Origin of the sequence: Roseburia rectibacter (genome assembly GCF_014287515.2) — a bacterium.
GTDB classification, from domain to species: Bacteria; Bacillota; Clostridia; order Lachnospirales; family Lachnospiraceae; genus Roseburia; species Roseburia rectibacter.
In genome coordinates this window covers 2,917,862-2,937,670 of sequence record NZ_CP092473.1, presented here as the reverse complement: position 1 = coordinate 2,937,670, position 19,809 = coordinate 2,917,862, and the positions used below count along the sequence as shown (strand labels likewise).

The 19,809-nt window shown below is 42.0% G+C and carries 18 protein-coding genes; 16 read left to right on the top strand and 2 right to left on the bottom strand.

Features of this window, described 5'->3' with window-relative positions:
* The first annotated feature begins 50 nt into the window (after positions 1-50).
* The 3 genes from H8S51_RS13660 to hcp all read left to right on the top strand — a co-directional run bounded on the left by H8S51_RS13660 (position 51) and on the right by hcp (position 3,104).
* Positions 51-1,109: an iron-containing alcohol dehydrogenase family protein gene (locus H8S51_RS13660; RefSeq protein WP_117922364.1), complete on the top strand. Its 1,059-nt coding sequence runs from the start codon at positions 51-53 to the stop codon at positions 1,107-1,109.
* A 110-nt stretch (positions 1,110-1,219) separates the two neighbouring features.
* Positions 1,220-1,408 carry a hypothetical protein gene (locus tag H8S51_RS13655; protein ID WP_117922365.1) on the top strand — a complete coding sequence of 63 codons (189 nt, stop codon included), beginning with the start codon at positions 1,220-1,222 and terminating at the stop codon, positions 1,406-1,408.
* 19 nt (positions 1,409-1,427) lie between these two features.
* Positions 1,428-3,104: a hydroxylamine reductase gene (gene hcp, locus H8S51_RS13650; protein WP_117922366.1), complete on the top strand. Its 1,677-nt coding sequence runs from the start codon at positions 1,428-1,430 to the stop codon at positions 3,102-3,104.
* A gap of 7 nt (positions 3,105-3,111) precedes the next feature.
* On the opposite strand, the gene H8S51_RS13645 is transcribed toward hcp, so the two are convergent.
* Positions 3,112-3,912 carry an HAD-IIB family hydrolase gene (locus H8S51_RS13645; protein ID WP_117922367.1) on the bottom strand — a complete coding sequence of 267 codons (801 nt, stop codon included), beginning with the start codon at positions 3,910-3,912 and terminating at the stop codon, positions 3,112-3,114.
* Positions 3,913-4,186: 274 nt separating this feature from the next.
* On the opposite strand from H8S51_RS13645, the gene H8S51_RS13640 reads away from it, so the two are divergent.
* The 11 genes from H8S51_RS13640 to H8S51_RS13590 all read left to right on the top strand — a co-directional run bounded on the left by H8S51_RS13640 (position 4,187) and on the right by H8S51_RS13590 (position 15,999).
* A complete protein-coding gene (locus H8S51_RS13640; protein WP_117922368.1) occupies positions 4,187-4,633 on the top strand; it encodes a subtilin biosynthesis sensor protein SpaK in 447 nt (148 codons plus the stop codon).
* 22 nt (positions 4,634-4,655) lie between these two features.
* On the top strand, positions 4,656-5,300 hold the full coding sequence (gene pcp, locus H8S51_RS13635) for a pyroglutamyl-peptidase I (RefSeq protein ID WP_186899413.1): 645 nt from the start codon (positions 4,656-4,658) through the stop codon (positions 5,298-5,300).
* 240 nt (positions 5,301-5,540) lie between these two features.
* Entirely contained in the window at positions 5,541-7,100 is a 1,560-nt protein-coding gene (locus H8S51_RS13630) for an HlyD family efflux transporter periplasmic adaptor subunit (RefSeq protein WP_186899412.1), read from the top strand.
* Positions 7,097-8,545 carry an efflux RND transporter periplasmic adaptor subunit gene (locus H8S51_RS13625; protein ID WP_118209399.1) on the top strand — a complete coding sequence of 483 codons (1,449 nt, stop codon included), beginning with the start codon at positions 7,097-7,099 and terminating at the stop codon, positions 8,543-8,545. The genes H8S51_RS13630 and H8S51_RS13625 overlap by 4 nt, the downstream gene beginning before the upstream one ends.
* Positions 8,542-9,993, top strand: coding sequence for an ABC transporter permease (locus H8S51_RS13620; RefSeq protein WP_186899411.1), 1,452 nt, complete (start codon positions 8,542-8,544; stop codon positions 9,991-9,993). Before H8S51_RS13625 ends, H8S51_RS13620 begins: the two co-directional genes overlap by 4 nt.
* 84 nt (positions 9,994-10,077) lie before the next feature.
* A complete protein-coding gene (locus tag H8S51_RS13615; RefSeq protein ID WP_186899410.1) occupies positions 10,078-10,620 on the top strand; it encodes a hypothetical protein in 543 nt (180 codons plus the stop codon).
* 74 nt (positions 10,621-10,694) lie between these two features.
* Positions 10,695-11,387, top strand: a complete 693-nt coding sequence (locus tag H8S51_RS13610) for an ABC transporter ATP-binding protein (RefSeq protein WP_117922374.1) — start codon at positions 10,695-10,697, stop codon at positions 11,385-11,387.
* A 1,104-nt stretch (positions 11,388-12,491) separates the two neighbouring features.
* Positions 12,492-13,181 (top strand): DNA alkylation repair protein, encoded by a 690-nt coding sequence (locus tag H8S51_RS13605; RefSeq protein WP_117921276.1) that lies wholly within the window; start codon positions 12,492-12,494, stop codon positions 13,179-13,181.
* Positions 13,182-13,541: 360 nt separating this feature from the next.
* Complete coding sequence (locus H8S51_RS13600) at positions 13,542-14,636, top strand: Rpn family recombination-promoting nuclease/putative transposase (RefSeq protein ID WP_118210288.1); 1,095 nt, start codon at positions 13,542-13,544, stop codon at positions 14,634-14,636.
* Between the two features lie 46 nt (positions 14,637-14,682).
* Complete coding sequence (locus tag H8S51_RS13595) at positions 14,683-15,453, top strand: inositol monophosphatase family protein (RefSeq protein ID WP_186899409.1); 771 nt, start codon at positions 14,683-14,685, stop codon at positions 15,451-15,453.
* Between the two features lie 108 nt (positions 15,454-15,561).
* On the top strand, positions 15,562-15,999 hold the full coding sequence (locus H8S51_RS13590) for a hypothetical protein (RefSeq protein WP_241070719.1): 438 nt from the start codon (positions 15,562-15,564) through the stop codon (positions 15,997-15,999).
* Positions 16,000-16,128: 129 nt separating this feature from the next.
* On the opposite strand, the gene H8S51_RS13585 is transcribed toward H8S51_RS13590, so the two are convergent.
* Complete coding sequence (locus H8S51_RS13585) at positions 16,129-16,449, bottom strand: helix-turn-helix domain-containing protein (RefSeq protein ID WP_117921273.1); 321 nt, start codon at positions 16,447-16,449, stop codon at positions 16,129-16,131.
* A 181-nt stretch (positions 16,450-16,630) separates the two neighbouring features.
* On the opposite strand from H8S51_RS13585, the gene H8S51_RS13580 reads away from it, so the two are divergent.
* Both H8S51_RS13580 and H8S51_RS13575 read left to right on the top strand, forming a co-directional pair.
* On the top strand, positions 16,631-17,677 hold the full coding sequence (locus tag H8S51_RS13580; protein ID WP_186899408.1) for an NPCBM/NEW2 domain-containing protein: 1,047 nt from the start codon (positions 16,631-16,633) through the stop codon (positions 17,675-17,677).
* Between the two features lie 69 nt (positions 17,678-17,746).
* Complete coding sequence (locus H8S51_RS13575) at positions 17,747-19,735, top strand: CHAP domain-containing protein (protein ID WP_186899407.1); 1,989 nt, start codon at positions 17,747-17,749, stop codon at positions 19,733-19,735.
* The last annotated feature ends 74 nt before the right edge of the window (positions 19,736-19,809 follow it).

Here is a 19,809-nt window from a genome sequence, read left to right as displayed (position 1 = left end):
ATTGGTTAAAATAATTAAGAGATACAGGAAATTGAAAAAGGAGAGGCAGAATGCAGGCAGGAAAAGGTATTTCAATACCGTCAATTTTAAAAGTAGGAAAAGGTGCTTTAGCAAGGATTGGAAGTTATTTAAAGAAAGAAGGAATCGAACAGGTCGTCATCTTTTTTGGAAATGGTCTGATCGATCTGTTTGGTACAGACGTGATGGCTTCCCTGAAACAGGAGGAGATCAGGGTTTTAGAATATAGTGAGTTAGATACGGTAGATATTGATGATATCATAACGCTGGCATTTGCCATGCCAAACAAGACACAGGCAGTCATTTCCATCGGCGGAGGAAAGGTCATCGATGCCGGAAAGTATGCAGCTTTTTTACGGAATATTCCATTTATCAGTGTACCGACTTCAAGTTCAAGTGATGGATTTTCCAGTGCAAGCGCATCACTTCTTGTCCATGGAAAGCGGACTTCCGTTCCGGCAAGGCTTGCTTATGGCATTATCGTGGATACACAGATCATACGGACTGCACCGGAGAAGTTTATTTATTCCGGGATCGGTGATATGCTCTCAAAGATCACAGCTATTTATGACTGGATCTATGAGGAAAAGTGTGGTTACAGTGAGGTAAATGATTTTGCGGTGATGATCGCAAAAAAGGCGGTCAACAGTTTTGTGCGGACGCCGTATGAGAGCATTAAAGATGAACTGTTCTTAAAAGAGCTGGTCGATTCACTTGCCATGAGCGGGATCGCCAATGAGATCGCAGGAAGCAGTGCACCGACGAGCGGAAGCGAGCATCTGATCTCACATGCATTAGATAAAATATTAGAGATACCGCAGTTACATGGAATCCAGGTTGGCATTGCGACCTATATCATGAGTAAAGTGCAGGATCACCGTTATGTGCGTGTTGAGACGGTTCTTAGGGAAACCGGATTTTTTGATTACGCAGCGACACTTCAGATGAAACGTGATGATTTCATCCGGGCAATCGATATGGCACCGTCCATCAAACCGTTCCGTCACACTTATCTGCATGAGGAGAGTTACCGGGAGGCGGCAAAGAAACTGGTGCGTGAGGATGAAGTTTTAAGCAGAGTACTTGTATAAAACCGGCAATAACCGGGAAAACTTAATAAAAATACAAAAGAGAAAGTAAATGTTCATATTTGGAGCATTTACTTTTTTTGTGAAAAAAATCGGGAGGAAAACAGGGATATATGATTAAAGAAGATGGTTTACCGGTAGGACTTGGGTTTGGACTGGCGATGAATGAGAAGGCATTAGGACAGTTTTCCATGATGACGGAAGATGAAAAAAGACAGGTTATTGATGCAGCGAGAAGTGTACAGACAAAAGAGCAGATGGACAAGATTGTAAAAAATATTGCGGATATGGAATTTTTTTAGAAAGATATGAGGATAAAATATGGGAAATAACATGGATTTGAACTATGAGATGTTCTGTTATCAGTGTGAGCAGACGGCGAATGGAAAGGGCTGTACAAAACTCGGCGTTTGTGGAAAGACACCGGAGATCGCAAATCTGCAGGATCTTTTGATCTTTCAGGTAAAGGGGATCAGCTGTTATGGAAAAGTGCTGATGGAAAACGGTGCACATATGGATAAAACGGTGGTAAGTTTTATTGAAAATGTGCTGTTTACAACACTCACAAATGTGAATTTTGATGTGGATGCACATTTGGAATTATTGCGTGAATCACAGAGAATCAAAGAGCAGGTCAGGGAAATGGCAGGAAAAAGCAGTAATCCGACCGCGCATGCAGCCTATGATCTTCCAGAGAGTAAAAGTGATATGCTGCGCGATGCACCTCTTGCAGGAATTATGTATGATAACACGTTAGATCCGGATATCCGTTCCCTGCGCCAGACGATCATTTATGGGTTAAAAGGTATCAGCGCGTACGGACATCAGGCGAGAGAACTTGGATATTACAGCGATGAGGTGGATGATTTTTATCTGTTAGGGCTTGAGGCGACCACAGATGACAGTCTGACGGTGGAAGAATTGATCCGTATGACAATGCGTACCGGGGAAATGGCACTTGCGGTTATGAAAAAACTCGATGAGGCAAATACGGAAATTTATGGGAATCCGTATCCGCACAAAGTGGATGTAACGATCAAAAAAGGTCCATTTATTATCGTTTCCGGACATGATCTAAAGGATTTAGAGATGTTGTTAGAGCAGACAAAAGACAAGGGTATCAATATTTATACACATGGTGAGATGCTGCCATGTCACGGCTATGAAGGGTTGAAAAAGTATCCGCATCTGGCTGGTAATTTTGGAGGTGCATGGCAGGATCAGCAGAAGCAGTTTGACAATATTCCGGGCTGTATCCTGATGACTACAAACTGTCTGATGCGTCCAAGAGAAAGTTATAAAGACCGTATTTACAGCACAAACGTGGTCGGCTGGGAAGGTGTAAAGCATATTGGAAAAAATGAAAAAGGGGAAAAAGATTTCAGTGAGATCATAAAGCAGGCGTTAGAGCTTGGAGGATTTAAAGAAGACCAGGAAAAACAGGAGATATTGGTCGGTTTTGGGCATGCTGCAACATTAAGTCAGGCAGATAAAATTGTGGAAGCGGTAAAGAGTGGACAGATCCGGCACTTTTTCCTGATCGGAGGCTGCGATGGTGCCAGACCGGGTAGAAATTATTATACGGAATTTGCCCAGATGGTGCCGAAAGACTGTGTGATCTTAACACTTGCCTGTGGAAAATACAGGTTTAACAAGCTGGACTTTGGGGAGGTGGCAGGATTGCCGAGACTTTTAGATGTCGGACAATGCAATGATGTATATTCAGCAGTTAAAATTGCGACGGCACTTGCAGACGCATTTGAAACGGATGTCAATGGTCTTCCACTTTCCATGATCGTTTCGTGGTATGAACAGAAAGCGGTGGCAGATCTTTTGGCACTTTTGAGTCTTGGTGTCCACGATATCTATCTTGGACCGACATTGCCAGCATTTTTAAGCCCGAATGTACTGCAGTATCTGACAGACACATTCCATTTAAGGCAGATCAGTAATGCCAGTGATGACATTAAGACCTGTCTGAAACAAAATATCGCATAAAAACATACTATTGTTCAAAAAATCCAAGCTGCTCTAAGGCGTAAGCAATACCATTTTCGCTTGCGCGTTTGGTTACAAATGATACCTGATCAAACAGGGAAGCCGGGGAAGCATTTCCCATGGCAACGCTGTTTGGTACATAGGAGAGCATCGGCAGATCGTTGTTGCTGTCGCCGATCGCATAGGCGGCGTTAAGATCTAAATGATAATAGTTGAGCACATACTGTATGCCGGTTGCCTTACTGTAGCCGGTCGGGACAAATTCGCGGAAAGTACCGCCGCGGTCGATGCAGGTAAAATAAGGATCACTGACTTTGCGAAATTCTGCTAACTGATCGGGAGTCTGATACCAGATCACAAATTTATCGCAGAAGAAGTTCGGGTTTTCTAAATTTTCCGGCATATCATAATCGCGGCTTACGAATGCTTCATACTGGCGTATGGCATCCGGGTGTGTAAGGGGTCTGCTTTTATCGAATGCTACTTCTTTTCTGGATTCGAAAAGGATATCCACATTTGTTTTTCGCGCTGCTTCTAAAAGCTGCATGGTAATGCTGTGCGTCTGGGCAACGTGCAGTGCTTCCGTGCCGGAGCAGAAAATGTTCGTGCCGCATCCGCAGACATAACCGTCAAAGCCGATCCGTCTGAAACGCGGTTCTACATTCTGAAAGCACCGGCCAGTATTGATAAACATCAGATGACCGAAGGTGCGTGCACGTCTTATTGCATGAATTACACTTTCAGGCAGTGAACCGTCAATCTCCGAAGTTAAGGTTCCGTCAATATCAAAAAAAGCGATTTTTTTCATAGATTCATCTCCGTAAAATAATCATGATAAATAAATCTGACCGAAAGAATTGTACGTTATTTTTTTCAAATTGTCAAAACGAAATAGAAGATGGTATAATGTGCGTAAGCAATGAGCAGTGCCACATGAGGGTAAAACAAAAAATGGCTGCTCGCAGACACTTTGTTGTTTTGTTCTCATGTGATAAGGCGAATGCCCGTCAGTCCGGAAAATCTCTGATTTTTCGGACGTGCATTGCGGACGAAAGCATATATGCAGAATGAGGAGGATTACCATGAAGTACCATACAATAAATGAACTGAGGAACTTTAATTTTAAGGAGGCATATATCGCACAGATCTGTGCTGTAAGCGGGATGTTTGAGATTGTATTTGATAATGTGACGATTCTGCCGGAGAATTCCTGTAACCGTGATATCAGGGAGATGCGTGCAAATGAGCTTGTCTTAAAGATCAGTGATCCGGTAATTGAGGCATTTGTGGAGGAAGGATATAAAGTCTACGATGCGAACGGTAACTTAAAAAAGAAAAATGAGGATGTCGTGATCCTGCCGGAAAATTATGCTGATAAATTCAAAGAGTTAGAGGGCTGTGAAGTATATTCTGTTGAACAGGAAAAAGGATGTTATATCATTTCTGTTGATACGGAGGATCATACATTTTTACTGCGCGTCAGTGGTTCCGGGGATACGGAAGAGTGGGATCGTTTTCTGAACAAATAACTGGAGATAAAGGAGTATTCCGATGAAAATATTAGTGACAGGGTTTGATCCGTTTGGCGGAGCATCGATCAATCCTGCATACGAGGCGGTAAAACTGCTCCCGGATAGGATAGAAGGAGCAGAGGTGATCAAAATGGAGATCCCGACTGTGTTTGGAAAAGATGAGGAAGTCATAAGGACTGCTGTGGAAAAACATCATCCAGATGCTGTGCTATGTGTGGGACAGGCTGGTGGAAGATCCGGGATCACAGTCGAGAAAGTTGCCATTAATCTGATGGAAGCACGCATACCGGATAATGAGGGAAAGCAGCCGTCAGATGAACCGATCAAAGAGGATGGAGAGAATGCATACTTTGCTTCTATCCCGGTAAAGTGCATGGTGCAGTATATAAAAGAAGCCAAAATACCGGCGCGGGTTTCCTACACAGCGGGAACTTTCGTCTGCAATGACATCATGTATCGTGTCCTTTATATGATCGACAAAGAATATCCGCATATGAGAGGCGGGTTTGTACATGTCCCGTATCTGCCGGAGCAGACACTCGATCTTCCGGAAGGAACACCAAGTATGTCGGCTGAGATGATAGAGGAGGCATTAGAGTATGGAATCCGGGCGATCATTGAGAATGAGGAGGATGTGAAGACGACAGGTGGAGAGATTCACTGATGAGATGACGGTGGTATGTGAAATATTACAGTTGAAATTATAAATAATAGAATGATAGAGCCGGAGCAGTGCGGATATGCGCTGCTCCGGCTCTTTGTAGTTTGTGGCGTACATTTCTGACACACATATTTAACGATTCTTTCACATAACCATCACATTACAATCAGCTGTTCTTTAAATTGCGATGTTATCTTTATACCGTTAAAACGGAGCACGTGAGTATGGAAAGTGAGGAAGATAATGAGAAAACCAGGAAAAAGAATGATGAGTGTGATCGCCGGCATTGCAGCTGTTTGTGTGATGACAGGTGGGATCGGGTATCAGGCGATAGCATCCGGAGCACAGACGAACAGTACGGAGCAGAATGAGAAAGGTCAGGATACAGATCAGCAGGAGAGTTCAGACGGCTCTTTTTCGGAAGATGGTACAACACAGATCGGTGCAACAAGCCAGATGCCGGAATTTACGGTAAATGTAGTGACAATGACGGTAGAAGAGATATATGCCACATCCGGAGATACTGTGAGTAAAGGGGATGCCCTTTTTAAGCTGACGGATGAAAGCATGGAATCAGCAAAGGCATATTATGAAGATGCCATTCATGACGCTGAAAATACGCTGAAAACAGCAAAGGCAGATCTTGCAAGTGGACAACTTTCCGCAGAGAGCGCGAAGCAGGATTCCGATTTAACAGCACAGACTGCAGAGGAAAATTATCAGGCGCAGATAGATGCGCTAGATGCTGCAGTGGAAGAAAAAAAGGAAGCATATGATGAAGTAGTAGAACAGATATCTGAATATCAGACGAAGATTGATAACAATGACTATTATGTGGAATGTGCGATTGATGAGAAAAAGGCGGCAGTTGATGCGGCAGAGACGGCGTTGGCACAGGCACAGGATACGCTGACACAGGCGCAGGAGTCTGATAACAGCACAAGTCAGGCGGTATCAGCGGATTTGTCAAATATCAGGGAGCAGATCGGGGCAGGAGCAGATTCAGATACGCTGATTTCCATTGTACAGCAGGCAGTGGATGATTACACGGCAAGAGAGCAGCAGTCTGATATACTTACGGCGGCACAGCAGGCGGCAGATGCGGCGCAGAGCAAACTCGAACAGGCACAGAAGGAATTTGATTCGGCAGTCGAGACTTACAATAAAAATGTAGAAGAAACCAATACAAAAATTACAGAACTGACAGAGAGTTTAGATAAACTGAAATCTGATTATGAACAGGCCGCGCGTGATGCAAAGACACAGAAAGCCGAACTGAAAAATGAATATGATACCGCTGTAGTGGAAGGTAAATATGCGGGAAGTACGTATGAGGCAACTGTTTCGGAACTGGAAAGTGCAGTGGAATCTGCACAGAATACACTTGATACATTAAAAGAAGAACAGACTGCACTGATTGCGTTGGAAAATGGTGTTGTTACTGCAGATGAGGATAGAACGATCGCAGCAGTGCCTTATGAGGCAGGAGATACGCTGCAGCCGGGTACTGCATTTGCGTTGTATTGTGATACACAGACGATCATGATCTCAGTGGAAGTGTCACAGGAGAAGGTAGCGCAGGTTCATGTTGGTGAAGAGGTATCTGTCATGATATCAGGAAACCGGGAAGGAGCAGTAACAGGAACTGTTTCATCGATCGCATCTTCGGCAACGACTGGAGAAAGTGTTTCTAATGTCACTTACGCGGTGATTATTTCAATTGACAATCCGGATGGAAAACTTGGTTCCGGTTCTTCCGCAACCGTTATATTCCAGGGAGAACAGGAGGAAAAAACAGAATGAAAAAGAAAAAGGTGGCAGTAATTCTTTCGTTAGGCGCAGCAGCCCTTCTTATGATAGGAGGGATCAGTGTATATGCACACCAGTTTTCGGACAGCGCGGAATCAGAGACCGTCTATAAAGAGACGACAGCGGGATATGGAACTCTTACAGTTGGAATTACGGAGAGCGGAAGCGTGACGATCGGAAGTATCTCACAGGATATGGACGAGGATATAAGTATATCTTCGGATTCAGGAAGTGGACAGACAAGTGGAACGCAGGCATCAGGAACGTCAACAGGTAATTCTTCGGTGGCGTTAGAGGTAGAGGAAGTGTATATTTCAGTTGGACAGCAGGTAAAGGCAGGCGATGCACTGCTGAAATTGACAGATGACAGTATTGAAAAATATCGGAAAAAATTAAAAGAAGCTGTGACGGAGGCTTCGGCAGATTATAACTCTGCAGCACTTAGTTTAGCGAAAGAAAAGGTAAGTGCCAGCTATTCTTATAACTTAAGTGTGGCAGAGGGAAGTGTGGCGCAGGAAGAATATGAGACAACGATCAGTGAACTGCAGGATGCAGTGGATGAAGCACAGGAAGCAGTGGATGAGTCACAGGCACTTCTTAATTATTATCAGGAAATGATCGATGGTGGCATGGATTTAAGTGAATCTCTCGCAACGGAACAGGAGAATTACAATAAGTTATATAACAAATTAAAAGCAGCAAAGAGTGCATATACCACAAAATCCGTTGAGGCAGAGAAAAAATATAAAGAAGCAATGTTAAACTATGAAAATGCAGACAGCCAGTACTCTGCAGATGTGACTGGTGTGGATGTTTCTGTGGAAACAGCGGAAGATACACTGACAGAAGCAAAAGAAGCATTAGCTGAGTTTGAAGAATTTGTGGGTGATGGCACGATCTATTCAGATTATGACGGTACGATCATGTCAGTCGGCTATGAGGCAGGAGATGATCTGTCCGCAGGTACGGATATTGTAACATTTGCGGACACGGATGCAGTGACGATGACAGTATCCGTTTCGGAGGAAGATATTTCCGGTATTGCGATCGGGGATGAGGTCATGATAGACCTTAACGCTTACGAAGACCAGACTTTTTCCGGCGAAGTTGAAAGTATCGATACTTCTGTATCAAGCGGTTCTTCCACGGTTTCTTATAATGTGACGGTAAAATTAAGCGGTGATGTGGATGGTATTTATACCGATATGACCGGAAATGTGACGTTTATTGAAAAACAGGTAACAAATGTTGTTTATGTTTCAAATAAGGCGGTCATCAACGAAGGAACTGCATCTTATGTGAAAGTCAAAAACAGTGATGGAACTATTGAAAAGAAAGAAGTTACGACCGGATTTTCTGACGGTGTCAATGTGGAGATCACGGAAGGACTTTCCGAGGGAGAAACGGTTCTGATAGAAAGTCAGGTGACAAACGAATGAAACCATCTGAATTATTAAGACTGGTCTGGATCAATATTACCCAGAATAAATTTAAAACGATCATGACTTCGATCGGTATCATTGTTGGTGCGGCGACGATCGTGATGGTGATCGCCATTGGAAAAGGTGGCCAGGAGGATGTGGCAGACCAGTTTAAAAACTTAAATGCAGGTGCGATCGATATTTCCTATGACGGTGGAGATAAAAATCGTGGTGGAAATCAGGATTCCGGTGATTCATCAGGTTCTGGTATGATGATGATGCCATCCGGTGGCGGGGCACCATCCGGCAGCAGTTCTTCCATGGTAGGCTCTGGTGGTTCTTCGAGAGGATTTTCCGGCGGCGGTGATTCCTTTGGTGGTGGTCCGTCTGGTGGAAATGGCGGCGGACCTGGTGGTGACGGAGGCGGCATGCCGGGGGGCATGGGAGGCTTCTTTGGCGGTGGAAGTGATATGGAAGACCGCATGAATCAGGAAAATATCACATTGGATGAAGATGATGTGGATGATATTGAAACCTTTGTTTCCGGAATTTCGGCGGCAACGATATCCTATACGACCAGATCTGCGGTGGATGGCGGGGATCTTGATGAGGCACAGACCTATTCGATCGCAGGAGTAAAAGATAATTATGCATCCATCAGTAATCTGAGTCTTGCAGTCGGGGATTTTATCACAGAATCTGATGATGAAAATAAAGAGAAAGTCTGTGTGCTTGGTGTATCTGTTGCAGAAGAAATTTTTGGAAGTGCGATCGATGCATATGGCAGTGTGATCTATATAGACGACCGTTCTTATGTGGTTAACGGAGTTCTGTCTTCCATGGGGACGGTGGCATCCGGCATCAGCCCGGATGATTCCATTTTTATTCCATATGCGACAGGGGTAAAATATTTAGTGGGAACAAATGTGAATCCGACGATCACTGTGATCGCAGAAGATGTAAGCAACGTATCCGGTGTCACGGAAGAAATCACAGAAGTACTTGCAACTTCCTATCCAAATGCAGAGTTTACTTTTGAGGATGCGGGAAGCAAGATGGAAGCTGCGTCGGCATCGAATGAAATTCTGACGATGCTTCTGATCGCAATGGCGGCTATCGTATTTGTGGTCGGCGGTATAGGAATTATGAATGTGCTGTTTGTGTCAGTCAAAGAGCGCACCAATGAGATCGGTATTTTAAAGGCAATCGGCTGTTCACAGAAAAAAATTCTGTTTGAATTTTTGGCTGAAGCTGCAGCAATCAGCCTGATTGGGGGAGTGCTGGGCGTCATTGCAAGTCTGCTTGTCACCCCGGTGGCCAGATATCTTGGAGTACGTGTCGAACTGACGCCGGCGGCATTTCTGATCGCATTATTGTTTGCACTCATCACGGGAACACTGTTTGGATTCTATCCGGCATATAAGGCGTCGAAACTGGTGCCGGTGGAGGCACTTGGAGCAGAGTAAAGGTTGAAAAAGATTTTGAAAGAGTTTACGTTATAGAGAGTTTTGCAGGTTTTTCGAAATGCTTTAGAAGGGTAAAGGTATTTGATGAAGAAGAAAGTAACAGTTATAGTTGTAATTTTAATAGTGATTATTCTCATTGGTGCAGGTGTGATGTGGCGGATGAGGAGAACAGAGGCAGAGGGAAGTTCGTTAGGGGATAATCAGAAGTATGTTTATGCGTATGTTTCGTCGATTGATGGGAACGAGATAACTTATATGGAAGTGGATGAGTCAGTGGCGAAAGCGGCAGAAGAAAATGCGGATTCTGACAGTATGGAACAGGCTGGAAACAGACAGGCACCGGCGGATATGAGTGGTACGTCAACTGAACAGGACAGCAGTGACCAGGCAGGGCAGGTGCCACCAGATATGGACAGCACCAAGATGCCGTCAGACGCACCGGGTGGCATGTCAGATATGACAGGTGAGACAGTCACAACGCTGATTCCTGTTGGTGTAACCGTACATACTGCATCAGATACGGAAACTACCTTTTCACGTCTTGCCGCAGGTGATCTGCTTAAGATTTTGGTAGAAACAGACATAAGCGGCAATGATGTGATCGAAGAAATCTGGATGTTACAGTAATGTAAGCCGCATACAAAGAGTCATATATAAAGGGTTATACACATAATGAGTCACACACAAAGAAAGGAGCATATATGGACGCAGCACAGCATTTACCTGAAATCATCACCATGCAAAATGTTAACAAATCCTATAAAATGGGAGCTAATTCGCTGCATGTGTTAAAAGACATTTCACTGACCGTTGAAAAAGGGGAATATCTTGCTATCTTAGGACCATCCGGTTCTGGTAAAAGTACCCTGATGAACATTATCGGCTGCATGGATGTTATGGACGGGGGAACTTATAATCTTGACGGTGTTGAGATTGAGATGGCAAAGGAAAAGGAACTGACTAATATCCGCAACCAGAAGATAGGATTTATTTTTCAGAAATATCATCTGATTCCAACTTATAATGTGCTTCAAAATATTGTTATGCCACTTTTAATGCGCGGGATGAATTTAAAAGAAGCAAAGGATGCAAGTATGGATACCATTGCAATGTTAGGGCTTGCAGAGCGTATCGATCATAAACCAAACGAACTTTCCGGTGGTCAGCAGCAGCGTGTTGCGATTGCACGTGCCTTAGTCGGTCAGCCGGCAATTCTGCTTGCAGATGAGCCGACCGGTGCCTTAGACCGCAACAGCGGAAAAGAAGTGTTAAAACTGTTTCAGCGGTTAAGTGATATGGGAAATACGATCGTTATGATCACACACGATCTGAGCGTTGCTGAACATGCGAAGAGAGTGGTGCGTATTGTGGATGGGGAACTCTATGAAAATTAAAAGTGGTATTCGGTTGGCTTGTGTGGTAGGATAATGAAAACTGACAAATGCTGGTTTGGTTATGAAATAAATCGCCCGTCCCAATGGTGTGTCGCAGGTCTGTGAGTGGCATCTTGCGCAAAGCCGGAGTTAATTTTGGTTCCATTGTACGAAAATAAGAAAAGTCTAAGTGTGTCTGAGTTAGATTTTCTCGGAGTGACGTGACCGGCGTTCAACGAGCCATCCGTGGCTCGTGAAGCCTTGTTCTGCCATCCGTGGCAGAACATCACTGTGTATCTACAGACACACTAAGATTTTCTAATTTTCTCCCAAAGTCACAAAATTACTTCGGCTTTGCGCAAGATGCCAGACTTCAGGTTATGAACACCATTTGGGTGGGCGGTTCATCTCAAAATTGGGGGCGTGGGTGTGAATTTTTGATATTCGCACGAATGAGAATATGCTTAAAATCCTAATGTGCTGTATCACTGATATTCAGCCTGATGACTCTCCAGAATTTCCATCTACTACATTGTATTACATGAATTATTTCGTAAATTGTCAGACCAAATAACACAGAATATTTTTTCAAATGTGTATAGCAATAAAAGTAGGCATAACGGGATACATTGAGGTTTTTCCAGTATTATCAAACCGATAATAATCTATTAAACATAGTTATTTGGAAATATTTTTTAATCTGATTCAGACACAAACATTAAAAATTTACGAACCCCCAAGGTTGTAAAATGAGTTCCCCGGCGAAGGGTGGTTCACAGCCTTGCGGCTGGCAAATCGCATCAAGCCGGGATCTGTTTTGTGACTTTGGGAGAAAATTAGGCAATCTTAGTCTGCCTGTTCGTAACACAGTGTTGTGCTGCCACGGACGGCAGCACAAGTCTTAATGCCCCCGGACGGGGCGTTTAAGACGCACACGTCACTCCGCCACAACCTATACCAGGCAGCCTTAGATTGACTTATTTTCGTACAACGGAACAAAACGAGTCCCGGCTTGATGCAATTTGCCAATCGTAAACCCCCAGAACCACCCTACACAAGGAAACTCATGTCACCCACAAACCAGCATTTGTTGAGTAATTCATGATAAACATAGGAGAATTACATATGACAAATGAAGAAATCCGTGCATGGTTAGATGCGGAAGCAGAATCAAAATTTCAGAAGTTTACATCCGGTCTGATTCCCGGAGCAGACCGGATTTTAGGTGTGCGTATCCCAAAACTGCGAACTCTTGCGAAAAAGATTGCAAAAGAGGACTGGCGGGGATATTTAGATCATGCTGTCTGTGATACTTATGAGGAAATCATGCTGCAGGGGCTCGTGATTGGATATGCAAAGGGAGAAATCAATGAGCTTTTGGAGTATGTACGGACGTTTATCCCGAAGATACATGACTGGTCAGTCAATGACTGCTTTTGTGCTACTTTTAAAATTGCACAGAAATACCGTGAAAAAGTATGGGATTTTCTGATGCTTTATGCAAAATCTGATCATGAATTTGCGCAGCGTGTCGTTGCCGTCATGCTGATGGATCATTTCCTGACAGAGGAGTATATTGCGCGTGTGCTGTCTGTGTGGGATAGTCTTGATCATCCGGGGTATTACCGGAAAATGGGAGTCGCGTGGGGCATTGCAACTGCATATGCAAAATTTCCAAAGGAGACACATGCGTTTTTGCTTAATAATCACCTGGATGATGAGACATACAATAAGGCAATTCAGAAAATGATAGAATCTTACCGTATATCGGCTGATGACAAAGAGATTTTGCGCAGAATGAAAAGAAAATTGTAAAAGTTATAAGCGGATAGTTACTGATTATGCAGATAAAATATTTTATTAAAAATAGCATGTAGAAATTATATGCTATTTTTTTGTGCAATACTTACAAATATAATTAAAATAAGGTGTTTTTAATGACATAATATAAGCAATATGCTAAAATCCATACAAAGCATGACATTCTGAATTATCTATACAGGCATATATGCCATTCTATCCACAGATCAAAATTGTAAGAATTTTCAATGCTTTTATTATCCACACATTTAAGCAGGGAGAATTCTTAAAATCCGGAGATTTCTTCCACACAAAGTATGGGAGGATTCTTTAAACCTGAGACTTCTCCCGAATAACATCAGGGAGGAGAAATGAATGGGAACAGCGGATATAGTAACAAAAGAGTATATGAGGGAAAATACCGTATTTGCAGATGCATTTAATTATCTGATCTACAATGGGAAAAAGGTCATTGATCCTGCAAAACTGATAGAAATTGATTCAACAGAGATTGTACTGCCGTTTGGAAATGAAGAAAAAGTCGGTGAAGATAAGAAATGGGAAGTGCAGAAAACAGAATGGAGTTCTGTAAAAAATGGATCAGTAAGGAAGAAAAATGCAAGTAGAGTGGACATAAAAACAGATGCCGTGCAGAGATATCGCGATCTTTTAAAATCTGCAGTAGTAAAACAGGACGAAAAAACGTCTTACGTTCTTTTGGGCATCGAAAATCAGACAGAGGTGCATTATGCAATGCCGGTCAGAAATGCTATTTATGATGCACTGCAATACGGCAGACAGGTGGCGGATATAGCGGCAGAACACCGCAGGAACAAAAAGGATTTTTTAGGAAAAAGTAATGGCGAATATCTCTCCGGATTTTTTAAAGAAGATCATATCAGACCAGTCATTACCCTTGTGATTCATTTTGGAGCGGAAGAATGGGACGGACCGTTGTCATTGCATGAAATGATGGCGACAAGGGATATGGAAATCCTGAGTTTTGTGGAAAACTATCGCATCCATCTGATCGATCCGGCAAAGCTGACAGAAGAAGAATTAGATAAGTTTTCTACAAGTTTAAAAGAAGTTATGGGATATATCAAATATTCAAAAGATAAGGAAAAGCTGTTGGAATTTTTGCGGACAGATACCCGTAAGACTATAGAAATGAATGCAGCGAGGGTGATAAAGATGATCACAAATACACCAATTGAGGTATCGGAAGAAATGGAGGAGATAGAGATGTGTAAGGCAATTGATGATCTGATCTTAGAGAGTGAGTCTCGTGGAAGGATGGAGGGAGAGAAAAAAGGAGAGGCAAAAGGAGAGGCAAAAGGAATGATAGAGATCTGTCTTGAAATGAACTTTTCCAAAGAGGATATTTTAAGGAAGTTACAGGATAAACTTAATATCTCAATGCAGCAGGCAAGTGAATATTTTGAGATATATGGGAAGAACACAAAGTAGGGCTGGATGGTTGTGATCTGTCATCGTGAAAAATGGGAGTATGGGCATGAATATTGATACACAAAAGGTTATAGAGATCGTAAAAAAGGTAAAACCATTATTTTCAGACCGGGAGGGGTCATCAAATATCAAGGTGAAGGGTGTAGCAGATTTTGTGACACAGATTGATTTTAAAGTGCAGGAACAGGTGAAGCAGGCACTTTATGAATTGTATCCGGATATACAGTTTATGGGAGAAGAGAAGGATAACGGTGACATAGATTTTTCGGGTGACGTCTGGATCTTAGATCCGGTGGATGGGACAACAAATCTTATCCATGATTTTCGGAACAGTACACTCTCACTGGCACTTGCGAGAAATGGTATACTTACATTTGGAATCATATATCATCCGTATTCCGATGAAATCTTTGTAGCAGAACGGCAAAAAGGGGCCTGGTTAAATGGAAATCAGATATCGGTCAGCAGCAGGGGAAAATTTTCGGAGTGTCTGATTTCTATCGGAACAAGTCCGTATCATCATGAACTTGCAAAAGAAAATTTTAAAGTTTTTGAAAAGGTATTTACAGATTGCGCAGACATCAGAAGACTTGGCTCTGCGGCATTAGAACTTGCGTACGTGGCAGCCGGAAGGATTGATGCATATTTTGAACGCAGTTTAAAACCATGGGATTATGCAGCCGGAATGCTGCTTGTGGAAGAAGCGGGTGGAAAAGTTACTGATTATAAAGGAAATCCCGTGGATATAACAGGAAATTCTGATATTGTAGCAAGCAGTCAGACGATTGGGAAAATCCTGGTACGGAAATATTTATAAATATAGCGGCAGATCATCGCAGGAACAAAAAGGATTTTTCAGGAAAGAGTAATGGCAAATATCTCTCCGGTTTTTTTTTAGAAAATCATATCAGACCAGTCATCACCTTTGTATCTGATCGATTCGACAAAGCTGACGGAAGAAGAATTAGATAAGTTTTCTACAAGTTTAAAAGAAGTTATGGGATATATCAAGTATCCAAAAGATAAAGAAAAGCTGTTGGAATTTTTGCGGACAGATACCCATAAGACCATAGAAATGAATGCAGCGAGGGTGATAAAGATGATCACAAATACACCAATTGAGGTATCGGAAGAAATGGAGGAGATAGAGATGTGTAAGGCAATTGATGATCTGATCTTAGAGAGTGAGTCTCGTGGAAGGATGGAGGGAGAGAAAAAAGGAGAGGCAAAAGGACTGATAGAGATCTGTCTTGAAATGAACTTTTCTAAAGAAGATATTTTAAGGAAGTTACAGGATAAACTTAATATCTCAATGCAGCAGGCAAGTGAATATTTTGAGATATATGGGAGAAAAACAGAGTAGTGTGTTGTGATATGGCATAATGAAAAAGGAAGTATGAGTATGAATATTGATACACAAAAGATTATAGAGATCGTAAAACCATTAAAGCTTCTGCGTGTGATGCGCAGAAGCTTTTTGTAAATCTGAAAGTTAATTTTTTCCAGAACGACGGTCAATGACGAGGACAAGATCGTAGATGATATTGCGTTGTTCCGGTGTCATCTGACGAAGTTTGTTTATCAGCATAAATTCTTTAGAAGTCGGGGTATCTGGAGAAGTGTAGCCTAAAAGGCAGTCTGTGGAGACATGCAGGGCACCAGCCATAGCTTTTACAGTTTCAAAATCCGGTTCATGATTGCTTTTGATGTAGCCGTTTAATGTTGTCCTTGCAATGTTTAGCATGGAAGCAAAATCTTTTTGGGTAATGTCGCGTTCTTCGAGTAAAAATTGCAGATTTTCTCCAAATGTCATTCTTATAAATCCCCTTATTTTATGAAATGTTTAATCAATATATTATATAGACTGATGGATTTTATTCAGAAATGATATTAAAAACTAGTACAAAATGTATTTACACTACTAAAAAATAGTACTATACTGTATATAGTACAAATGTAACAAAATGAAGGAACAGAACAAGGAGGATTTGGTTATGAAACAGATTTTAAAAAGATTTGGCGCAGGAATGTTGGCAATCATACTGTTAGCTGGTGTTGTTTTCGGACCGGGAAGTTCAACGACGGTAGCAGCCGCAAAAAAGGATAAGACAAAGCCGAATGTTGTTTTGTATCTGAACAAGACAGGATATACAAGAGGAAATGTATATATTCAGGTACAGGCGAAGGATAAGTCCGGGATCAAAAGTATTTTGATCAAAAAAGGCAAAATTTCAAAAAGCAATGCGCGTTATTGGAAAAAGGCGTCGAATATAACAAAGGCGAAAAAGAAAAAGGTAACTTCAAATGCTACCTATTCTGTAAAAGTTACCGACAAAGCAGGAAATGTAACGATCAAAAGAATTACGGTAACAAATATTGATAAGAAAAAACCGACTGTAAAACTTAGCCAGTCCGTTGTGAGTGGTGGAGTGCTGATCTCCGTGTCTGCATCTGATGCCAGTGGAATCAAGAGCGTAAAATGGATCAAAGGTGCGATCAGTGATGCATCCAGTGCAAAGTTCAATCAGGCATATAACATTACAAAAGTCCGCAAATTTACGGTAACACAGAATGGATATTATACGGTACAGGCGGTAGACCGTGTGGGAAATAAATCGGTGGCACAGATTTATGTGGTGGCGAAGCAGGCGTTGTATGATTTGGAGGAGTATCATGGATATAAATTGAATCGAAGAACAACCGTAAAAGACAGTTTGGGAAGAAGTTATACAAATGCTTTAGTTTTAGAAACTTCTTGGGGAGAGCATGAATCAACATATTTTCTGGATGGAAAGTATCAGTATATAGAGGGAGATATTGCCTGCTGCCATGGGTCAGATCCAACAGATGCTTTGTTGCAGATTTATGCAGATGATATATTGCTTTACACATCGGAAACAATTATAGCAACACAGGAACATAAGCACTTTAAAGTAGATATTGGAAATGCCAGATTTATTAAAATTAAAATAACGGATGCGGGTGAAGATCTTTGGGATAGCAGTGAATATATCCTCGCTAATTGTTACCTGTACAATTAAGAAAACCATTCATACATACAGTGTGAAGGGAAGCAAATATCAAAAATAAAAACAAGGGGGAAAACAGCTATGAAAAAAGCAAAACGGATCTTTACAATTTTAATGGCACTGATCGTATTCATCAGCAGTATGGCAGCTTCTGATATTACGGTCAAAGCGGCAGAAGAAACACAGGAAACGGATTATAAAAGTATTTCGGAGCCAAATTGGTATGGAGGAGCATATAGTACCAATAACCCGTTTGCGTGGAGTAATCAGTATTATGGTCAGTGTACATGGTATGCGTGGGGAAGAGCATATGAACTGACAGGCGTGGCATTAAATGAATGTACGGGAAACGCTGCAAAATGGTATAATGCCGCAAAAAATGCAGGACGTTCCGTCGGCAGTACTCCAAAGGCAAATTCAATCGCAGTATTTGGAACAAGTGCAGGATATGGACATGTTGGATATGTGGAAGCGGTAAATGGTGATACAGTGACATTGTCAGAATCTAATAATAGTGCATATGGAAAAGTGACTACAGGTTATGTAAATTCACTTGCAGAAGGAATCACATATTATTGTGGTGCACATAATTTCTCATCGAGCAAGTTGAAGAACAGGTATAGCGGAGAATGGCTGATCGGATATATTTATCTTGTAAATGATCCTGATCCGGGCAGTCTGTCAATTTATGCTAAAACAACTTATTATACGGATGAGGATGTAACTGTTTCATGGAATACACCGGCAAACACTGCCTCGTATGGTTTTACACTGCGCTACAATCCAAAGAGCGGGGATGATCTGATTGACCACTATGTAACGGGAAACAGCTACAATATAGGAAAACTCGGTACAGGAAACTATCGTCTATGGATGAAACCGTACAGTGCCAATGGAACAGGTGGAAAGGCAGTTTATGTTGATTTTAGTGTGACGAACCGCCCTGTCACCTATGTGACGGGAATTACATTAAATCAAAGTTCACTCTCATTAAAAGTTGGTCAGACAGCGACACTCACGGCATCTGTGCAGCCGGGGAATGCCACGAATAAAAATGTGACATGGACATCTTCTAATTCGGGAGTCGTGTCAGTATCTAATGGAACGGTAAAAGCTGTTTCAGCGGGAAGTGCAACCATAACGGCAAAAGCTGCAGATGGAAGTGGAAAGACTGCGTCCTGTAAAGTGACTGTTACAAAAACACATACACATCAGTATGCTGCAAAAGTGACGAAAGCGGCTACATGTAAAGAAGAAGGAATAAAAACCTATACATGTTCCTGTGGAAGTACCTATACAGAAAAAATTGCCAAAACTGCACATAAGGTGGTAAAAGATGCAGCAATTGCAGCAACCTGTACAACTGCAGGCAGAACAGAGGGAAGTCATTGTTCAGTGTGTGGGACAGTAATTACTCCAACGACAGTAATACCTGCGAAAGGGCACACAATTACTCGAACGGTGACAGTCAAAGCAACAACACAGAAGGACGGAAGTATCACAAAAACCTGTGGTGTTTGTGGTGCAACGGAGAAGACTGCGATTTACCGCCCGGCACAGATCGCACTGGCAAAGAAGTCTTATACTTACAATGGACAGGAGCAGAAACCGTCTGTCGTATTGTGGGATAGTAAGGGAAATCAGATTGGAACGACAAATTATACGGTGGCTTACAGTAATAACAGAAATGTCGGAAAGGCAAAAATTACGGTTACATTGTCTGGAAATTATTTTGGTACGCTGACAAAAACATTTAATATTTGTCCTTCAAAAACAGAGATCGTAAAACTTACACGAAAATCAAAAGGATTTCAGGTAAAATGGAAAAAACAGTCCAATCAGACCAGTGGATATGAAATCCAGTATTCGGATAACAGTAAATTCTCTAAAAACAGGACAAAAAGGGTTGATATTTCCAAGAAAACTGCTGTATCAAAAGACGTGAAAAAACTGAAGGCAAAGAAGAAATATTATGTTCGTGTCCGTACGTATAAAAAAGTAAAAGTGAACGGAAAGACAACAAAGATATACTCTGGCTGGTCAAAAGTGAAAATGGTTGTGACGAAGTAACAGATATTAGGACTGAAGTTGTAAATCAGACAGTGAAAACTCCTGCGTTTGTGATGCGCAGGAGTTTTTCAGGT